The 15,884-nt window shown below is 37.9% G+C and carries 24 protein-coding genes and 1 pseudogene; 22 read left to right on the plus strand and 3 right to left on the minus strand.

Going from position 1 to position 15,884, the window contains the following annotated elements:
* The 17 genes and pseudogenes from F9U64_RS15485 to F9U64_RS23390 all read left to right on the plus strand — a co-directional run.
* Nucleotides 1-589 (plus strand): hypothetical protein (locus tag F9U64_RS15485; protein ID WP_153405605.1); only part of this gene is annotated, 589 nt, incomplete at its 5' end.
* 183 nt (nucleotides 590-772) lie between these two features.
* Nucleotides 773-1,153, plus strand: a complete 381-nt coding sequence (locus F9U64_RS15490) for a GntR family transcriptional regulator (protein ID WP_153405608.1) — start codon at nucleotides 773-775, stop codon at nucleotides 1,151-1,153.
* Nucleotides 1,146-2,018, plus strand: a complete 873-nt coding sequence (locus tag F9U64_RS15495; RefSeq protein ID WP_153405610.1) for an ATP-binding cassette domain-containing protein — start codon at nucleotides 1,146-1,148, stop codon at nucleotides 2,016-2,018. The genes F9U64_RS15490 and F9U64_RS15495 overlap by 8 nt, the downstream gene beginning before the upstream one ends.
* Nucleotide 2,019: 1 nt before the next feature.
* Nucleotides 2,020-2,724, plus strand: coding sequence for a hypothetical protein (locus F9U64_RS15500; protein WP_153405613.1), 705 nt, complete (start codon nucleotides 2,020-2,022; stop codon nucleotides 2,722-2,724).
* Nucleotides 2,725-3,097: 373 nt separating this feature from the next.
* Nucleotides 3,098-3,358 carry a metal-sensitive transcriptional regulator gene (locus F9U64_RS15505; protein WP_153405616.1) on the plus strand — a complete coding sequence of 87 codons (261 nt, stop codon included), beginning with the start codon at nucleotides 3,098-3,100 and terminating at the stop codon, nucleotides 3,356-3,358.
* 76 nt (nucleotides 3,359-3,434) lie between these two features.
* Nucleotides 3,435-3,800, plus strand: a complete 366-nt coding sequence (locus F9U64_RS15510; protein ID WP_153405619.1) for a rhodanese-like domain-containing protein — start codon at nucleotides 3,435-3,437, stop codon at nucleotides 3,798-3,800.
* 18 nt (nucleotides 3,801-3,818) lie between these two features.
* Nucleotides 3,819-4,115, plus strand: a complete 297-nt coding sequence (locus tag F9U64_RS15515; RefSeq protein ID WP_153405622.1) for a rhodanese-like domain-containing protein — start codon at nucleotides 3,819-3,821, stop codon at nucleotides 4,113-4,115.
* A gap of 61 nt (nucleotides 4,116-4,176) precedes the next feature.
* Nucleotides 4,177-5,874, plus strand: a complete 1,698-nt coding sequence (locus F9U64_RS15520) for an FAD-dependent oxidoreductase (RefSeq protein WP_153405624.1) — start codon at nucleotides 4,177-4,179, stop codon at nucleotides 5,872-5,874.
* A gap of 86 nt (nucleotides 5,875-5,960) precedes the next feature.
* A complete protein-coding gene (locus F9U64_RS15525) occupies nucleotides 5,961-6,563 on the plus strand; it encodes an SAM-dependent methyltransferase (protein WP_153405627.1) in 603 nt (200 codons plus the stop codon).
* 47 nt (nucleotides 6,564-6,610) lie between these two features.
* Nucleotides 6,611-6,847, plus strand: coding sequence for a glutaredoxin family protein (locus F9U64_RS15530; RefSeq protein ID WP_153405630.1), 237 nt, complete (start codon nucleotides 6,611-6,613; stop codon nucleotides 6,845-6,847).
* A gap of 177 nt (nucleotides 6,848-7,024) precedes the next feature.
* A complete protein-coding gene (locus F9U64_RS22650) occupies nucleotides 7,025-7,663 on the plus strand; it encodes a hypothetical protein (protein ID WP_194287404.1) in 639 nt (212 codons plus the stop codon).
* Nucleotides 7,663-8,421 (plus strand): cytochrome c biogenesis CcdA family protein, encoded by a 759-nt coding sequence (locus tag F9U64_RS15540; RefSeq protein WP_153405632.1) that lies wholly within the window; start codon nucleotides 7,663-7,665, stop codon nucleotides 8,419-8,421. Before F9U64_RS22650 ends, F9U64_RS15540 begins: the two co-directional genes overlap by 1 nt.
* A gap of 14 nt (nucleotides 8,422-8,435) precedes the next feature.
* Entirely contained in the window at nucleotides 8,436-9,020 is a 585-nt protein-coding gene (locus F9U64_RS15545; protein ID WP_153405635.1) for a peroxiredoxin family protein, read from the plus strand.
* A 35-nt stretch (nucleotides 9,021-9,055) separates the two neighbouring features.
* The gene (locus F9U64_RS15550; RefSeq protein ID WP_153405637.1) at nucleotides 9,056-9,739 is read left to right on the plus strand and encodes a response regulator transcription factor; all 684 of its coding nucleotides are present in this window, start codon (nucleotides 9,056-9,058) and stop codon (nucleotides 9,737-9,739) included.
* Nucleotides 9,729-10,142: a HAMP domain-containing protein gene (locus F9U64_RS23090; protein WP_228275750.1), complete on the plus strand. Its 414-nt coding sequence runs from the start codon at nucleotides 9,729-9,731 to the stop codon at nucleotides 10,140-10,142. Before F9U64_RS15550 ends, F9U64_RS23090 begins: the two co-directional genes overlap by 11 nt.
* An 18-nt stretch (nucleotides 10,143-10,160) precedes the next feature.
* Nucleotides 10,161-10,325 (plus strand): annotated as a pseudogene (locus F9U64_RS23385) (histidine kinase dimerization/phospho-acceptor domain-containing protein); the annotation flags it as partial.
* Complete coding sequence (locus F9U64_RS23390) at nucleotides 10,311-10,829, plus strand: sensor histidine kinase (protein WP_407647334.1); 519 nt, start codon at nucleotides 10,311-10,313, stop codon at nucleotides 10,827-10,829. The pseudogene F9U64_RS23385 and the gene F9U64_RS23390, both read left to right, overlap by 15 nt.
* Before the next feature lie 125 nt (nucleotides 10,830-10,954).
* Here F9U64_RS23390 and F9U64_RS15560 read toward each other — a convergent pair whose 3' ends face one another.
* The 3 genes from F9U64_RS15560 to F9U64_RS15570 form a co-directional block, all read right to left on the minus strand.
* Entirely contained in the window at nucleotides 10,955-11,716 is a 762-nt protein-coding gene (locus F9U64_RS15560; protein ID WP_153405640.1) for an MBL fold metallo-hydrolase, read from the minus strand.
* A 214-nt stretch (nucleotides 11,717-11,930) separates the two neighbouring features.
* Nucleotides 11,931-12,266, minus strand: coding sequence for a thioredoxin family protein (locus F9U64_RS15565; protein WP_153405643.1), 336 nt, complete (start codon nucleotides 12,264-12,266; stop codon nucleotides 11,931-11,933).
* A gap of 71 nt (nucleotides 12,267-12,337) precedes the next feature.
* Nucleotides 12,338-12,763, minus strand: coding sequence for an OsmC family protein (locus F9U64_RS15570; RefSeq protein WP_153405645.1), 426 nt, complete (start codon nucleotides 12,761-12,763; stop codon nucleotides 12,338-12,340).
* Between the two features lie 208 nt (nucleotides 12,764-12,971).
* Between F9U64_RS15570 and F9U64_RS15575 the strand changes: the two genes are divergently transcribed.
* From F9U64_RS15575 to F9U64_RS15595, 5 genes are all read left to right on the plus strand, one after another.
* Nucleotides 12,972-13,649 (plus strand): GntR family transcriptional regulator, encoded by a 678-nt coding sequence (locus tag F9U64_RS15575; protein ID WP_153405648.1) that lies wholly within the window; start codon nucleotides 12,972-12,974, stop codon nucleotides 13,647-13,649.
* Between the two features lie 171 nt (nucleotides 13,650-13,820).
* Nucleotides 13,821-14,027 (plus strand): copper chaperone CopZ, encoded by a 207-nt coding sequence (copZ, locus tag F9U64_RS15580; protein WP_153405651.1) that lies wholly within the window; start codon nucleotides 13,821-13,823, stop codon nucleotides 14,025-14,027.
* A gap of 153 nt (nucleotides 14,028-14,180) precedes the next feature.
* Nucleotides 14,181-14,858 carry a hypothetical protein gene (locus F9U64_RS15585; protein ID WP_153405654.1) on the plus strand — a complete coding sequence of 226 codons (678 nt, stop codon included), beginning with the start codon at nucleotides 14,181-14,183 and terminating at the stop codon, nucleotides 14,856-14,858.
* A gap of 20 nt (nucleotides 14,859-14,878) precedes the next feature.
* On the plus strand, nucleotides 14,879-15,157 hold the full coding sequence (locus F9U64_RS15590) for a glutaredoxin family protein (protein WP_153405691.1): 279 nt from the start codon (nucleotides 14,879-14,881) through the stop codon (nucleotides 15,155-15,157).
* Between the two features lie 91 nt (nucleotides 15,158-15,248).
* Nucleotides 15,249-15,878, plus strand: a complete 630-nt coding sequence (locus F9U64_RS15595; RefSeq protein ID WP_153405695.1) for a nitrite reductase — start codon at nucleotides 15,249-15,251, stop codon at nucleotides 15,876-15,878.
* Nucleotides 15,879-15,884: the final 6 nt, after the last annotated feature.

Consider the following 15,884-nt stretch of genomic DNA (forward strand, 5'->3'; position numbering starts at 1 on the left):
AATGAAACAATATAGCAAAAATCCTAAGCTAACATATAAAGGTTCCATTTTATTTCACTATTATTATAAATTTCAACCTGTTTCTCTTATGGACAGTCTATTTTATAATGGTCCAAAGAAACAAAAATCAGAAAATGATTGGAATCCATTACCTTGGAGAGAAACGTTTGAAATAGATTTTAAACATAATCAGCACTTTGGACCAAATAGCAATAGGTATGTGGAATGGGAGTTTAACAGGATAATTGATGTTTATCAAATGATCAAGCGAAAGGGATATCGTCCGAAAGTAAATGAGGATGGCTATATTAGAGGCTATATTTTGCAAAAAGAGGATGATTACCGCTTTTTAGTTACAAGAGGCCAGCATCGAATTGCAGCATTAGCAGCACTGGGACTGGAACATAAAAAAATCACAGTCAAAATAGAACCTAAACGAACGCGTGTGATAAATGTGGAGGATGTGAACACGTGGCCTCAAGTAGTTAATGGATTATATGATAAGGCCACGGCAATCAGAATCTTTGAATCCTATTTTAAGAACACGGGAAGAGAAAAAGCAATAAAAATGGGGATGATAAAGAAGTGAGAACTGCCCAAGTCAATAATAGGACAGGTACACTGTCCCGGAAAGTGAACAGTATTTCTTGCTGTTCGCTTTTTTTTTGAAAATAAATATCCGCTTTTCCCCATTGACAATTTATACGCACCCACATATACTTATATACATAACTATATAACTATATAACAGTAAATGGAGGTGACTCAAACATTGAGTAAATCTTTACATGATAAAAAGCCGATATTTATACAGATAAAAGAAGTGATTGAAGATCAGATCATCAATGATCAGCTAAAAGCACATGACCAAATACCATCGACGAACCAGCTCGTTCAGTTTTATAAGGTGAATCACATTACGGTTGCAAAAGGAATTAACCTCCTTGTGGAAGAAGAAATCATTTATAAAAAGCGGGGTGTGGGAATGTTTGTGGAGGAGTTGGCCAAAGAAAAACTGCTGCTGCAACGAAGAGAAGGTTTTGCTGAGGAATTTGTCCTGCCGATGTTAAAAGAAGCGAAGAAACTGAAATTGTCAGACAGTGAAATTATAAAAATAATGGAAGAATGGAAAGGGAGTGTGAAAGATGACTAGGAAAGTGGAAGCAAAGAATATAAGGGTTTCGTATAAAGAAATGGAAGCACTGAGTGATATCAGCTTTACACTGGAAAGCAGGAAAATCGTCGGATTAATTGGTCGAAATGGTGCTGGGAAGACAAGTTTGCTGTCTATATTAGCTGCCTATCGAAAGGCGACAAGTGGGGAAATAACAATAGATGGGGAGCCCATTTTTGAAAATGAGAAAGCAGTCGCTCAAGTGACATTCGTACACCAAACTGATTATAAAGACGAATATGACACCGTTATACAGTTTTTTGAACTGGCAGAGCGTTATCGTCCTGGTTTTGACCGAAAATATGCAGAACAGTTAGCAGAAATTTTCCAGCTGCCAACAAATAAACCACTCAGAAAATTATCAACAGGAATGCAGTCTGCTTTTAATGTGACAATAGGATTAGCGAATAAAACGCCAATCACCATTTTTGATGAGGCATACCAGGGAATGGATGCTCCAGCTCGCGAACTTTTTTATAAAGAAATCTTAGAAGAGCAGGCACGCAACCCCAGACTCTTTATCCTGTCCACCCACTTAGTATCAGAAATGGAATATTTGTTTGACGAAGTGCTTATTATTCACAAAGGAAAATTAATAGTGCAAGAAGAGATGGATTCACTTTTGCAAAAAGGATTCTCGGTAACAGGTGCGATGGAAGATGTAGAAGAAGTAGCTTCAGCACTTAATGTATTAAGTGAAAAACAGCTGGGAGGAACAAAATCGGTGATGGTGTACGGTGAATTAACGGCAGAAACAGAAGCGGATGTAAAACGAAAAGGATTAGAAATAGGGAATGTTTCCCTTCAGGATCTGTTTATTCAATTAACAAAGGAGGGAAATTAAGATGAATGAAACAGGAAAAAAAGTAACGGTTGACCTGTATGCGGCGCAAATGAAATGGATAGCTTGGTACTTGCCGATTGTATATGTCTTTTACTTTGTATTAATTTGGCTGTTGAATGAACCAGGAATAAGATCTATGTCGCTCCTCACGTTTACGTTTCAAACAGCAACAATCTTTATGCTCATTTGCGGGATTCTCTCAAGCTTAGCATTCCTGCCAATGTATGTGAAACATGGCGTGACGAGGAAATCATACTTCCAGGGAGCATTTCTGTCTGCCATTGGATTAGCCATTTCGCTCATAGGTATTACAGCGATTTTTACTTGGATTATCAGCATATTTAATATGCCCCTTTTCAATGAAGTAGTGCTATCATCACTTGGAGAAAACAGCTGGTTATTGACAATAATCTCCTATATCCTGATTGTGATAGTATATTTCTTAGCTGGATGGCTAATTGGATTAGGATTCTATCGATATGGGGGTTCTGGCGGTTTCGTTTCTATTTTGGCTGCACTTGTAATAGTATTTCTAAATGATCTATTATGGGAATTCTTTACCCCTATACCTGTGGTTGGGTACCTTACTTTGAGTTTACCAGTACCCAATGTTGCGATCGCGATTGCAGGATCGATCATTCTAGCGGTAATAACTGCCGTGTTAGTTCACAAAATAGTAAAAGACACGCCGGTTAAAGTAGCGTGATGGATGTAAATTGAGCGGACAGTCAGCAGGCTGTCCGCTTTTATGATAAGAGACACCGCACTATAGATATGAAAATTGGATAATTTCAGACTGCAAATAAACTGAGGAATTTGCAAATAAATTGAGAGAACTGCAAATAAATTGCGGGAAGCTGCAAATAAACTGAGGAAACTGCAAATAAACCGCAAGTGCTGCAAATAATGCTGTCTTCTCTCTACTGAGTGCTGATTCTTCTCTTTCCAATATAACGATCAAAATGACAATTTGGTTTATCAACCGAGATGCAACAAGTATTCATAGTTGAAATTATACCCTTATAGGTATATTATAAAAGAATAGAAAAACAATTGTCTAATGAAGGAGGCACTAATAAATGGAATATACCGATCAAATGAAAAATAGAATAAAGCGGGTTGAAGGGCAGCTGCGAGGGATTTTAAAAATGATGGAGGAGAATCAGGACTGTAAAGAAGTGATTACACAGTTATCTGCATCAAGAACAGCCCTTGACCGCACCATGGGGTTAATTGTCAGCTCCAATTTAGTAGAGTGTGTCCGGGATGCTGATGAAAAAGGGGAAAATACAGATGAATTAGTAAAACAAGCTGTAAATCTACTGGTGAAAAGCAGATAGATCAGGGGGATTCCCCTCATTTTTTTGATAGATAAAATACCTATAGGGGTAGATGTATTAAATAGGAGGTTAACAATTGGAATATTTATACTACGTTGTTCTTGCCATTTTTGTCTTTTTTCTGTTGCGCGGGTTCCTGCCAACAAAAGGTGTGAACAATATTTCCACAACAGAATTGAAAACAGAACTAAAGAATAAGGACAAGCAATTTATTGATGTGCGAACACCTGGTGAGTTTAAAGGAAACCATATAAAAGGCTTTAAAAATATTCCTCTTAACCAACTCGCTCATAAGGCTGCTAGTGATATCTCTAAGGAACAGGAAGTACTTGTGATTTGCCAGAGCGGGATGAGAAGCAAGCAGGCATCGAAACTGTTAAAAAAATATGGCTGTGCAAAAGTAACCAATGTACGTGGCGGTATGAACGCATGGCAAAATTAAAAGGAAAGGAATTTTAAAATGAAAGAAATAACAGCAAAAGAAGTTGAGACGTTACTAAATAAAGGGACCCAATTAAACATCCTTGATGTCCGTGAAGCAGATGAAGTAAAAGAGGGGAAAATCTCTGGTGCGGTCCATATTCCTTTAGGATTAGTAGAATATAAGCTGCAGGATTTAGATAAATCGAAAGAATATATCATCGTATGCCTTTCAGGAGGCAGAAGTGGCCGTGCTGCACAATTACTTGAAAGTAAAGGATTTAATGTAACGAATATGACAGGCGGCATGCTTGCATGGCAAGGAACTCTGGAATAAGCGCATGCGAACAATCCCTATTAGAAAAATAAAAAATAGATAAATAAAGGAGAGGTGAAAGATGACAAATAAAATTTTAATCGTTGGCGGTGTAGCTGGGGGAGCATCTGCTGCTGCAAGACTGAGAAGATTGGATGAGAATGCAGAAATTATTATGTTTGATAAAGGTCCCCATGTATCTTTTTCTAACTGTTCGTTACCATATCATTTAAGTGGAATCGTGGAAGATAGTCAATCGCTTGTATTATCAAGTCCGGAAACTTTTAAAAAACGTTTTAATATCGAAGCAAGAACAAATAGTGAAGTAATCAGCATTAATCGTGAGAAAAAAACAATAATGATTAAGGACACAGTATCTGGAAAAACTTACGAAGAAGCATACGATAAGCTGGTTCTTTCCCCTGGTGCAGCACCAGTCCGGCCTGGATCAATTGATGGCATTCACAACAAGAATGTATTCACAGTGCGAAATGTTGTGGATATCGAGCGTCTAAATGCTTATATTAAAGAAAACGAGCTGACAGATGTTGCGGTAATTGGCGGAGGTTTTATAGGGGTGGAAGTAGCGGAAAATCTTCGTCTGGCTGATCTTAACGTGTCTGTCATCGAATTTGCTGATCAGATAATGACACCATACGACTATGATATGGCTCAAATTCTCCATAAAGAGATGATCGATCATGGGGTGAATTTAATTGTCAATGATGGTTTAGCGAAGATTAATGATGGTTCAATCGAAACACAATCTGGAAAACAAATAAAGGCCCAAGCAGTTGTGTTAGCGATCGGTGTAAAGCCCGAAACAAGGCTGGCGGAAGATGCCGGGCTTGAAATTGGTGAAACGGGTGCGATAAAAGTTGATCATAACTATGTAACTAGTGATTCCAATATATATGCAGTAGGAGACGCTATCGAAGTCTATCATCGATTATTGCATAAGCCAGCGCGCCTTGCTTTAGCTGGACCTGCCCAAAAACAGGCAAGAGCTGCAGCTGATCATATTTATGGCATTCCAAACCGCAACTTAGGGGTAATTGGATCATCCTCCATTCACTTATTTGATCTAAACGCTGCTTCTACTGGACTAAATGCACGAACAGCTGAAAATGCGGGATACAGCTGGGATTCTGTCTACATCCTGCCAGCTGATAAGGTAGGATTAATGCCAAACAGCAGTGTGATGCATTTTAAATTAGTCTATGAAATACCAACAGGCAGAATTCTGGGTGCACAGGCAATTGGTAAAGGAAATGTCGACAAACGGATTGATGTGATCGCAGCAATGATCACAATGAATGGGACATTAGAAGACTTGAAAGATTTAGAATTAACGTACTCTCCAATGTTAGGTACAGCTAAAGATGTAGTAAACCATGCAGCATTGGTTGCACTCAATCAATTATATGGTAAATACCGTGAAGTAAAAGTTGCTCAGGTTCGTGAGTTAGTAGAAAATAATGCTTTTATTATTGATGCGCGCGAGCAGAATGAATATAATGCCGGACATTTAAAAAATGCTGTCAATATTCCGTTAAGTGAGTTCCGCGAAAGACTTGATGAAATTCCAAAAGATAAGGATGTATATGTTCATTGTCGTTCAGGTCAACGCAGTTATAACATGGTAGCGGCATTACAAAACCTAGGTTTTACTAACGTATTTAATATATCTGGTTCTTATTTGGGAATCAGTCTATATGAGTATTTTAATGATCTTGTAACAGGAAGAGAGAAAATTGTTACAGCATATAACTTTAGATAATTTCACAATCCTTCTTTAAGACGATGAGGACTTGGACCTGTTACCATTATCTTAAACATATTTCGAATAGAAGGGAGAAATAAACAATGAATCAATGGAATGAGCGTTTTAGCCAAGAGCAATATGTATATGGAACAGAACCGAACGAGTTCTTAGCTGGAGTTCAGCATAAATTGAAGTTGTCTGGTGAAGAGGTACTGGCCATAGCGGAAGGCGAAGGGCGTAATGCAGCCTTTTTAGCTGAGCAGGGCATGAACGTGACAGCTTGGGATTATGCCGAATCAGGATTGGTAAAAACAGATAAATTAGCGAAGACAAAAGGTGTAAGTGTAAAGACAAAGCTGATTGATCTGAATGATGTTGATTGGAAACAGGAAAACTGGGATGAGATTGTCTGTATATTTGGTCATTTCCCTGAAGAGTTACGCACAAAGACGCTTCAGGGTGTAAAGGAAGCCGTGAAACCAGGCGGTTATTTTATCACCGAAGTTTACTCCCATTATCAGCTTCCATATAAAAGTGGCGGGCCGCAAGATTTGGGGATGTTATATAAACCGGATGAATTTCTGGATACCTTTTCAGATTGGCATATTATTCACTTTTTTATGGGGGAAGTGGTGAGAAACGAAGGTGAATTTCATAATGGATTATCACATGTAATACAGTTTGCCGGGCGTAAACCGCTGTGAATGAAACAAGGGGCTGCCTGACAGTTTAAAAGAAAGAGGAAATTCATATGGAAAAAGAAGTAATCATATATACAACAACACTGTGTCCAGTATGTACGATGGTTAAAACGTTTCTCACCAATCTGAATATACCGTACAAAGAAGTGAATATAGATTTTAATCCATTAGCAATGGTGAAACTAGTGAGCAAAACATTGCGATTGACAGTACCCCAGACCAGTATAAATGGGGAGTGGGTGTTTGGGTTTAATCCAGCCCTTATGTTAGAAAAGTGGAATGCTTAAGTAACTAATGATAAGAAAGCTAATCGCCAATCCCGTAAACTTGTGGATTGGCGATTGTTTCTTAATCTTTTCATCTATTACATATCCTTAAATAAAAAGTAATTGATTTTCATCAAATTTTCACACTAGGCAGGTATGCTTGTAAATGGCAAGTGAATGAAATGGAGGAACTGCATAATGGCAACAATAAGTAAATTAACTGCAATAGGTATAATGGCAGTTAGTTTTATCGCAGGATTCCTTTCTTACTATATGTTAAGTAACGTATCTAGAGAAGATAAGAAAAAGCATATAGGAGAATTGATATCCCAACTGATTAATTTTGTAATATTTATGTGGGTAGCCAAAATAATACTGAATTTCCCTGGTTTTCTATCAGATCCATTGTCTGTACTGGCTTATCCCGGCGATTCATCAACTTTCTATCTGGCAGTGCTTATCACGTTGTTCCTGCTAATCTATAAGAAGAGACAAAAGAAATTGGATTTCCTTCCTTTTGTTGATTCCTTTGTACATGTATTTCTAATCGCTTCCTTTTTATATGAATTTATCGAAGTTATTTTTCAGGAAAATATGTATGCGTTTGGATATCTGATTCTGCTTGCTATTCTGATTGGCTTATACTTTTTCCTCTGGGAACGAATGAGCGGGAAGCTGCTGTTGATGGTAATACTGTGTGGCTGGTCCTTAGGAATGATCGTATTGGCTTGGATTCTTCCATTTGTAACTGTCTTTGGTTATATGATGCAACCATGGTTTGTCGGATTGTTCTTCGTCATTATTTTATTATTTCTATTAAAGGAGAGGAGTGCATAATGGGAATTATTGAAACAGATACAATGCTGCTAGCTGGTATGTTTTTAGCGATAGGGGCAGGTGCACTGTCATTTTTGTCTCCTTGTGTATTACCGATTTTCCCTGCTTATATTTCTTACATTACTGGTATTAGTGTGAAAGAACTCCAGGATAATAAGAATTCGAAGGTCATTCGTCAAATACTCGTTCATTCAGTGTTCTTCTTATTGGCTGTCTCTATGGTATTTCTTAGTTTGGGTGCGAGTGCTTCCTTTTTAGGGCAGTGGGTGCAGAACCTGTTCATTGGAGACTCGGGCTTATTGATTCAGCGATTAGCAGGAATTTTTATTATCATCATGGGTTTATTTACAGCTGGCTGGATTCAGATACCGTTTATGATGAGAGAGCGACGTTTTCATTATACAAAGAAACGAGTGGGATACTTAGGAACATTCTTTGTTGGATTAGGCTTTGCGGCAGGGTGGACGCCATGTATTGGACCTATTTTTGGTTCCATCCTGCTTTTGGCAGCAAGTGATCCTGGTAAAGGTATATTTTACAGTTTCATGTATGTGATTGGTTTTGCCTTACCATTTCTCATCTTATCCTTTTTCATAGGGAAAACAAGGTGGATTGTTCGGTATAGCAATGTCCTGATGAAAATTGGTGCCGTTATGATGATTGGTATGGGATTGATTCTATTCTTCGGACTCATGCCTCTAATCTCAGGATATTTGCTTGATCTTGTACAGGACACTTGGTTATCCAAACTAGGATAGAAGGAGGATTCTCGATGAAAAAATGGATAGTACTACTAATCGTGATGGGAATGGTTGGATGGGCTCTCTATGATTTTACCAATTCCAAAAGTCAATCAACGGAAGAATTCACTCCAGTGGAAGATACGGTAGAGGAGCCGTCAGAAACGGTGGAAGCTGATTCCCCTGCGTCAGAAGTTGGCCTGGAAGTTGGAAACATAGCACCAGATTTTGAGCTCCAGACTTTATCGGGAGAAACAGCTAAATTATCCGATTTCCGAGGAAAAAAAGTGATGATTAATTTCTGGGCAACGTGGTGTCCACCGTGCAGAGCAGAGATGCCAGATATGGAGAAATTTTATCAAGAAAAGGATATTGTCATTTTAGCTGTCAATTTAACGGAGTCTGAAAACAATTTACAACAAGTTGAGGATTTTGTGAAGGAATACAATTTAACTTTTCCTATTCTATTGGATGACAAGCTAGAGGTGGCCACAGGTTATATGATTCGGCCTATTCCCACATCATTTATGATAGACTCAAATGGTATCATTGCATTTCGGGCCTATGGTGCCTTGAACTATGATTTAATGATACAGGAATTTGAAAAAATGACATAATCTTCTTCTGGAATAAGAGGAGAGAGGTAATGCTGATGAAACAAACAATATTAGTTGTAGAAGACGACAAAATGATCCGGGAACTTGTCCAGATTTATTTGCAGAAGGCTGGATATGATGTTGTCGTTGCGGCAGACGGGGAAGAGGCGAAGGATGTCTTTTTACGGGAGCATCCCTGTCTGATTATTCTTGACTTAATGCTCCCTAAACTAAGCGGGGAAGAATTCTGTACATGGGTTCGGCAGCAGGAACGTAATGAAGTGTCTATCATTATGTTATCAGCTAAATCCCGTACAGAAGATAAAATTAATGGATTGAAAATTGGCGCAGATGATTATTTGGTAAAACCATTTGATCCAGAGGAGCTTCTGGCTCATGTAGAAGCAGTTTTACGACGGACAGGGCAGTTTTGCCAGAAGATTACATATAATGGACTTTGTATTAAGCCTCGTAAAGGGGAAGTATTGTTATTTGACAATAAATTAGTTTTAACCAAGCATGAGTTTAATATTCTATATTATCTGATGGAGAACCCCAATGTTGTTATTTCAAGAGAAAATTTAATTGGCAAATTGTATCCTTACGCTGATAAGCATGTATCAGAACGGACGATTGATGCACATATAAAAAAGCTGCGAAAAAAGATAGAAGACAATCCGGCTGATCCTAATCGAATCATTACAGTTCGGGGATTGGGGTATCGCTTTGTTGCAGAATAAATTGAAGAGCATCTTGTTTCCCAAGCAGTTTTTATTTCGTTTAACATTCATCAATGTAATGGTGATTTTAGTTTTTGTAATGCTCAGCAGCTGGGCAATTTATAATGCGGCCTGTGTTTTAGCAGATGGATTAATTTCCATAAATGAACAGAAACAGCATCAGTTTAGAGCAACTCTTTTTCAATATTTATGGATATTCAGTGTTTCTGCCATTATTATCGGCAGTCTTATTCATTTTTATTTAACGAAGAGAATTATTCAGCCATTAAAGCAATTAATTCATTCTACTAAAACAATGAAGCAAGGTCTTTATCCAACTCCCATTCAAGTAAAACCAGAAGGGGAAATAGCTGAACTAGTCGATCAATTCAATGGTCTCGTTCAACAATTAAAAAACAATTAGCAATACAGGAAAAAGCTTGTCACCGATTTATCACATGAATTCCGGACACCGCTAACCAATATTAATGGCTATTTATTAGCTTTGAAAAACGGGGTAATGGAAGGTGATGAAAAGCTATATGATTCGCTTTACGCAGAATCAAAAAAGTTAACTCAACTAGTAGAACAAATGGAACAGTTAAAAGAATTGGAAAATCTCTCATCACAAATTTTATCTCAAAAAGCTTCTGTAGATATGAAGACATTGATTGAGCAGTCTGTGGAGATGTTTCGCTTGTCTTTGAAACAGTCGAATATGAAAGTGTTGGTAAAAGCGGAGTCAGGGATTGTTTTAGTAAATGACAGGAGTATTTCACAAGTTCTCAGTAATCTGCTGGACAATGCCATTCGCTATTATGAGGGGACAGGGCCGCTCATCATAAAGGGGGAGTGTTCTGATTCGGAATATAAATTTACAGTAACAGGGCCAGGCCGTGCGATTAGACCCGAAGATAGTGAAAGAATTTTTGAACGTTTTTATCGGACGGAACATTCCAGATCAAGAGAATTTGGCGGATCGGGGCTGGGACTTGCTATCTCAAAGGAAATTATCGAACAGCATAATGGAAAAATAGGAGTCCAGTCAGAAGGGAATAATCATACTTTTTGGTTTGTGTTACCTTGCAGTCAAGCTGATTTAAATGGATAGGAGTCTTTATTGGATGGCTGTGGAAGGAGGGGCGGATGAAGAAGATTATTCTACAGGCCAAAGCTTTAAACACTAATAAAAAAAACAGACAGAAATGCTTTCACACTTCTGTCTGTTTCAATATATTAAAATGAGTAGGAATCTCCATCGTTTGGTACAGAAACATTAGACGAGAATCCTTTTTCGTCAGCAAATTTCTTTAACTCTTCTCGTGATAATGTCCAGTGGTTAACAGCTTCCATGTGGACAGCAATAATTTTTGCGTCAGAAGCAGCCTTATACACTTCATACACATCCTCTTTACCCATAACTAGAGAACCGCCCTCGTTGAATTGATTGTCACCGGCATTTACCACAATAATTTCTGGTTTATGTGTGTCAATTACTTCCTGAACAGCATCATACCAAACTGTATCACCAGCAACATATAATGTTTTTTCTGATGAATGTTTGAAGACGATACCACAAACATGGCCAGCAACTTTTAAGATTTCGCCTCTTCCGTGCTCACCTTTTGTTTTCACTAATTGGATACCTTCAAAGACAGTGTCTTCTTGTAAAACTTCGACATTCTGGAAACCTGCGTTGCGAATCTCTGTTGCATCCTCTTCATTTTGAGAGAATAATTTAATTTCTTTTGGCAATTCTTCTTTAGCAGCTTCGTCCCAATGGTCATAATGCAAGTGTGTGACGATCACAGCATCAATATCACTGATAATATCTTCAATAGAAGTTGGTAAGCTTACTAATGGATTATACTGATCATCTCTTGGAGCATTTGGAAACGGTGGATATGTTCCCTTGTCTGCTAACATGGGATCTATTAAAAACTTTTTACCTGCATATTCTACAACTAATGTTGCGTTACGAATGTGTTGAATATTCATATTACCCAACTCCTTTTTTATTTAAATTTTCCCGTACTTAGTATATTTTAAACGATGACCTGTGAACCGATACATAGAATAAATAAAGTCTTTATTCTGTTTGACTTTATTAATGAAAGAAGTGAAACAAATCTTATCCAGAAAAAACACGGGCATTGTTCTGAGAACTGCACCCGTGTAATCTGAGAGCCTTATTTCTGTTATGCATCCTTGATTATTTTGTATACAACTCATAAATTTGCCTTAATTTTTCATCAAGCTGTTCAAAACGGACAAAACGGCCCTCTCGTATATATTCTTTGTTATCGATCATCAGTATCAATACAGGAGCTGACAAAATTAAGAATTTCTCAGCCACTTCTTCCACCACTGTAGCATCAATGTGACCAAGCTGAATGAGAGGATATTGATCAAGCAATTCCGTTAGCTTTGGCAGAATAGCATGACAGGTACTGCAATCAGGGGTGGATACGTAAAGGAAACTTAGTTCATTATCTTTAATAAAATCTTCCACCATTTTCATTGATGTTAACTCATTTATCTCTTTCAAATTGCTCCTCCTTTCAAGATGGAAGGAAAATACAAAAGGAAGAGCAACTCATTACTTTCCTTTTGCAGCTTTTACTTTACTGTTACTTTTCCTTCAATCGTTATTTGTGCATCTGCTTTTTTTAACATGTTTCCGACTGCACATGATTTATCAGCAGACATAAACGCTCTGTCAACTGCTTCCCTTTGCTTTTCAGTTGCCTCACTTGATAAAACAATATGGGGTTGATGGATGATTTTGATTCCGTCTTCCTTTGAAACATTTACTTCCGAATCCATCGTAAAATCAGTGACAGGAAGCTCTTTTGTCTCCAGCATATAGACAAGTGTTGTTGCATAACATGTTGCTGCAGAAGCTATAAGTAATTCTTTAGGATCTGCACCTTCACCACTGCCTCCTAAAGATTGGGGTATAGCGATATCTGTTGTAAGATTTTCCCCTTGTATTTTACCATTACCTTTGGTATTACCATTCCAAACCATTTTTATTTCAGCCATTTCGAAACACTCCTTTATTTTCTTTAATAATTAATTGGTTGACTAGTTAATTGGTTAACTGTAATTTGTATTGTACTAAATAGTATATTGCTTGTCAATGTTTAGACTTTTCATCATGTTATCTATATAATACTTGCAATTTTTTGTTTCCTTCATTAATCTAAACATACCTAAATAACTAGTGAAGTGAGAAAGGCGGATATTAAATATGGAACATTCCGGATTACTCTTTAAAATAGATACTCATTCCCCTTTGCCAATTAATGTGCAGATAAAGGAACAGATAAAGTGGCTAATAGGGAAAGGGCTGCTTAATTCTGGAGATTTACTTCCTTCAACCAATCAGTTAGCGGAACAACTATCCATTAACAGAAATACGATCCAGGGGGTATACTCTCAATTAAAGGAAGAAGGCCTTTTGTTGATGCAAAAGGGGCGAGGGACACAAGTTGCCGGTGAAGAGGAAATTGAAAGATTTAAAACACAGCATTCCTATTTCAGCTTTGTGGAACAAACAATAAAGGATGCTTACGAATCTGGATTTAAAATTGATGATGTGTTATTGGCTGGCTTTGCCTACACCCAATTGTTTGGCGAACCTCAAAAGCGGAAGACACACTACCTCTTTGTTGAATGCAAGCTCAGCTCATGTACCTTCTATCTGGATGAATTAAGACGGGTGGCATCAGCAGAAATTGATACAATTGATGTACAGGAGTCTTCCAAAGATAGTGTTATTCAGTCCATTCATGATGCAGATGTGATTGTAACACGCTCTGACCTTGCGGAGAAATTAAAGGAGCTTGTTGATGTATCACAGAAGAAAATCATCTCTGTCGGTTCTACAAACGATGTTTCGTTACTGCTTAATATGATAAGGGGCTAAACTTTTAGGGGAATTACTTTATATCTGAAAAACAAGAAAATCAGGCGGAGTTTCATTTCTGTCTGATTTTTTAATTCAAAAAAATAGAATTGGTGAAGATTTTATAACTTGACAATACAGTAGGGGGGTATGGTATGATTTAGACGAAATAAAAATTGGGAGGCAATGAAAATGACAAATACAACACTTAATGTAGAAGGTATGTCTTGTGGACATTGTGTAAGTTCAGTTGAAGGAAGCGTTGGTGAACTTAACGGTGTGGAGGCAGTAAAGGTTCATTTGGATGATGCGAAAGTTGACGTAACGTTTGATTCAGAAAAAGTGGATTTGCAAGTGATTAAAGAGACGATTGAAGAACAAGGTTACGATGTTGTTTAGAAAGAACATGCTTATGCTAAACGAAGCATCCCGGTAAGTTTCGCTTATAATCAGCGGGGTATAAAAACCTCGCTGATTAAAATCTCACTATATAGCACAATCTATATATAACAATGTGTTATCAATACAGAAATGCAAAGGGAGGAAAAAACAATGAATCACAGTGAACACAATCATCATCACCATCATCATCATGCCAAATCAGAGATTAAGACAGATGTAACCTATGATAATGGAAAAATTATGATTAAGCTGGAAGATAATAATGGAGCTCCGCCAGAACTTGCTGTACAACATGAGAAAGAGATGCATTTTATCATTATTTCTAATGATTTAGAGGAATATTATCATCTCCATCCAGTAAAGGAGCAGCAGGGACTTTATTCAGTAAACCAGGTGCTGAGTGACGGTACCTACCAGGCTTTCGTTGATATTACACCAGAAAATAAGGCGTACCAGATTAAACCAAATACCCTGCAGATTGGAACAGGGGAAACAAGGAAGGTAAGTCTCGGAGAAAAGGATAACTGGACGAAAGAACGTGGAGGCAAGACAGTGACCTTACATCCTGTAGACGCAATGGTCGGGAAAGATGTTCCATTGGTTTTTGATACAAAAGGAGAAAAATCAGATCCATATCTCGGTGCCCTGGGTCATGTGGTGATTATTGACGAGAATGTTGAACAGTATATTCATGTTCATCTGGAAACAGAAGTTACTACAACGTTTCATGCACATTTTCCAGCCCCGGGCATGTACAAAATCTGGGCCGAATTTAAGTTTGGAGAAAACGTAGAAGTTTATCCATTTATCATCGAAGTCACACAATAAACAAGGAGGTATGGTTAGAGATGAACAACTATCAGCTGGAAGTTTACACAAGACCAACCTGCTCAGATTGCCAGGACTTAAAGAAGTTCCTGCAAAAGAATCAGATTCCACACAAGGAGTACGATTTAGCACAACAACCGTCGAAAGAAGAAGATCTTATTAAAATAACAGGAAACAGGATTGTTCCAGCACTTGTATTCTCCCGTCGATCCTTTTTGGGTATAAAGAAAAAGTCAAAAAGCATGATAGGGTTCGAGAGGAATAAGGATGAAATAAAGAAACTGCTGAATGTTGGGTAGGCCGCATGGAATACTGATATTTTTTTATTCAAAATAATACCCCCCTGCGTATAGTATTAAAAATAGATTATAAAAAGATGGGGGAATGAATATGGAGACAGATGTACCAAAAATGAAGATCGCTGTAAATGGGGGAATTGGATTTGGAGCAAAGCTGAACGCCAAACAGCTTGTAACCATCTCCAAATACATGAATGAAGAGGATGAGCTGGAATTAACCACATTTCAACAGCTTTATCTGGAAATTCCCGAGCACAGAAAAGACGAAATCATTGAGGAGCTGGAAAGCGTTGGGCTGGCTTGTTACCCAGTAGGGAATTTTGTCAAAAGTTTGCGAACATGTAATTTTTGCAAAGGGGAAGAACGAGAGGGGATGCCGATAGCAAAAGAATTAAACCGGCGCTTTGCTGGAAAGCCGGTTCCTTTTACACTAAAGATGGCCTATACAGGCTGTGCAGTAGGCTGTGGTGAACCTATGCTCAGTGATATCGGTGTGATGAAATTCAAAGACCATTACAATTTATATATCGGGGGAAAAGCGAAGGGGAAAGATGCCGAAGTTGGTTATTTACTGAGGGAAAGTCTGACACCGGAAGAACTGTACGATACAGTAGATAAACTTATTGCAGCATATGCCCAAATGGGTAAGAAACGAGAGGCATTTTATAAATTCTGCAAGAGAGTTGATATCGATCAATTAAATGAAAACAAAATAATGTAATACTGG

The organism is Gracilibacillus oryzae, assembly GCF_009498735.1.
GTDB lineage: Bacteria > Bacillota > Bacilli > Bacillales > Amphibacillaceae > Gracilibacillus > Gracilibacillus oryzae.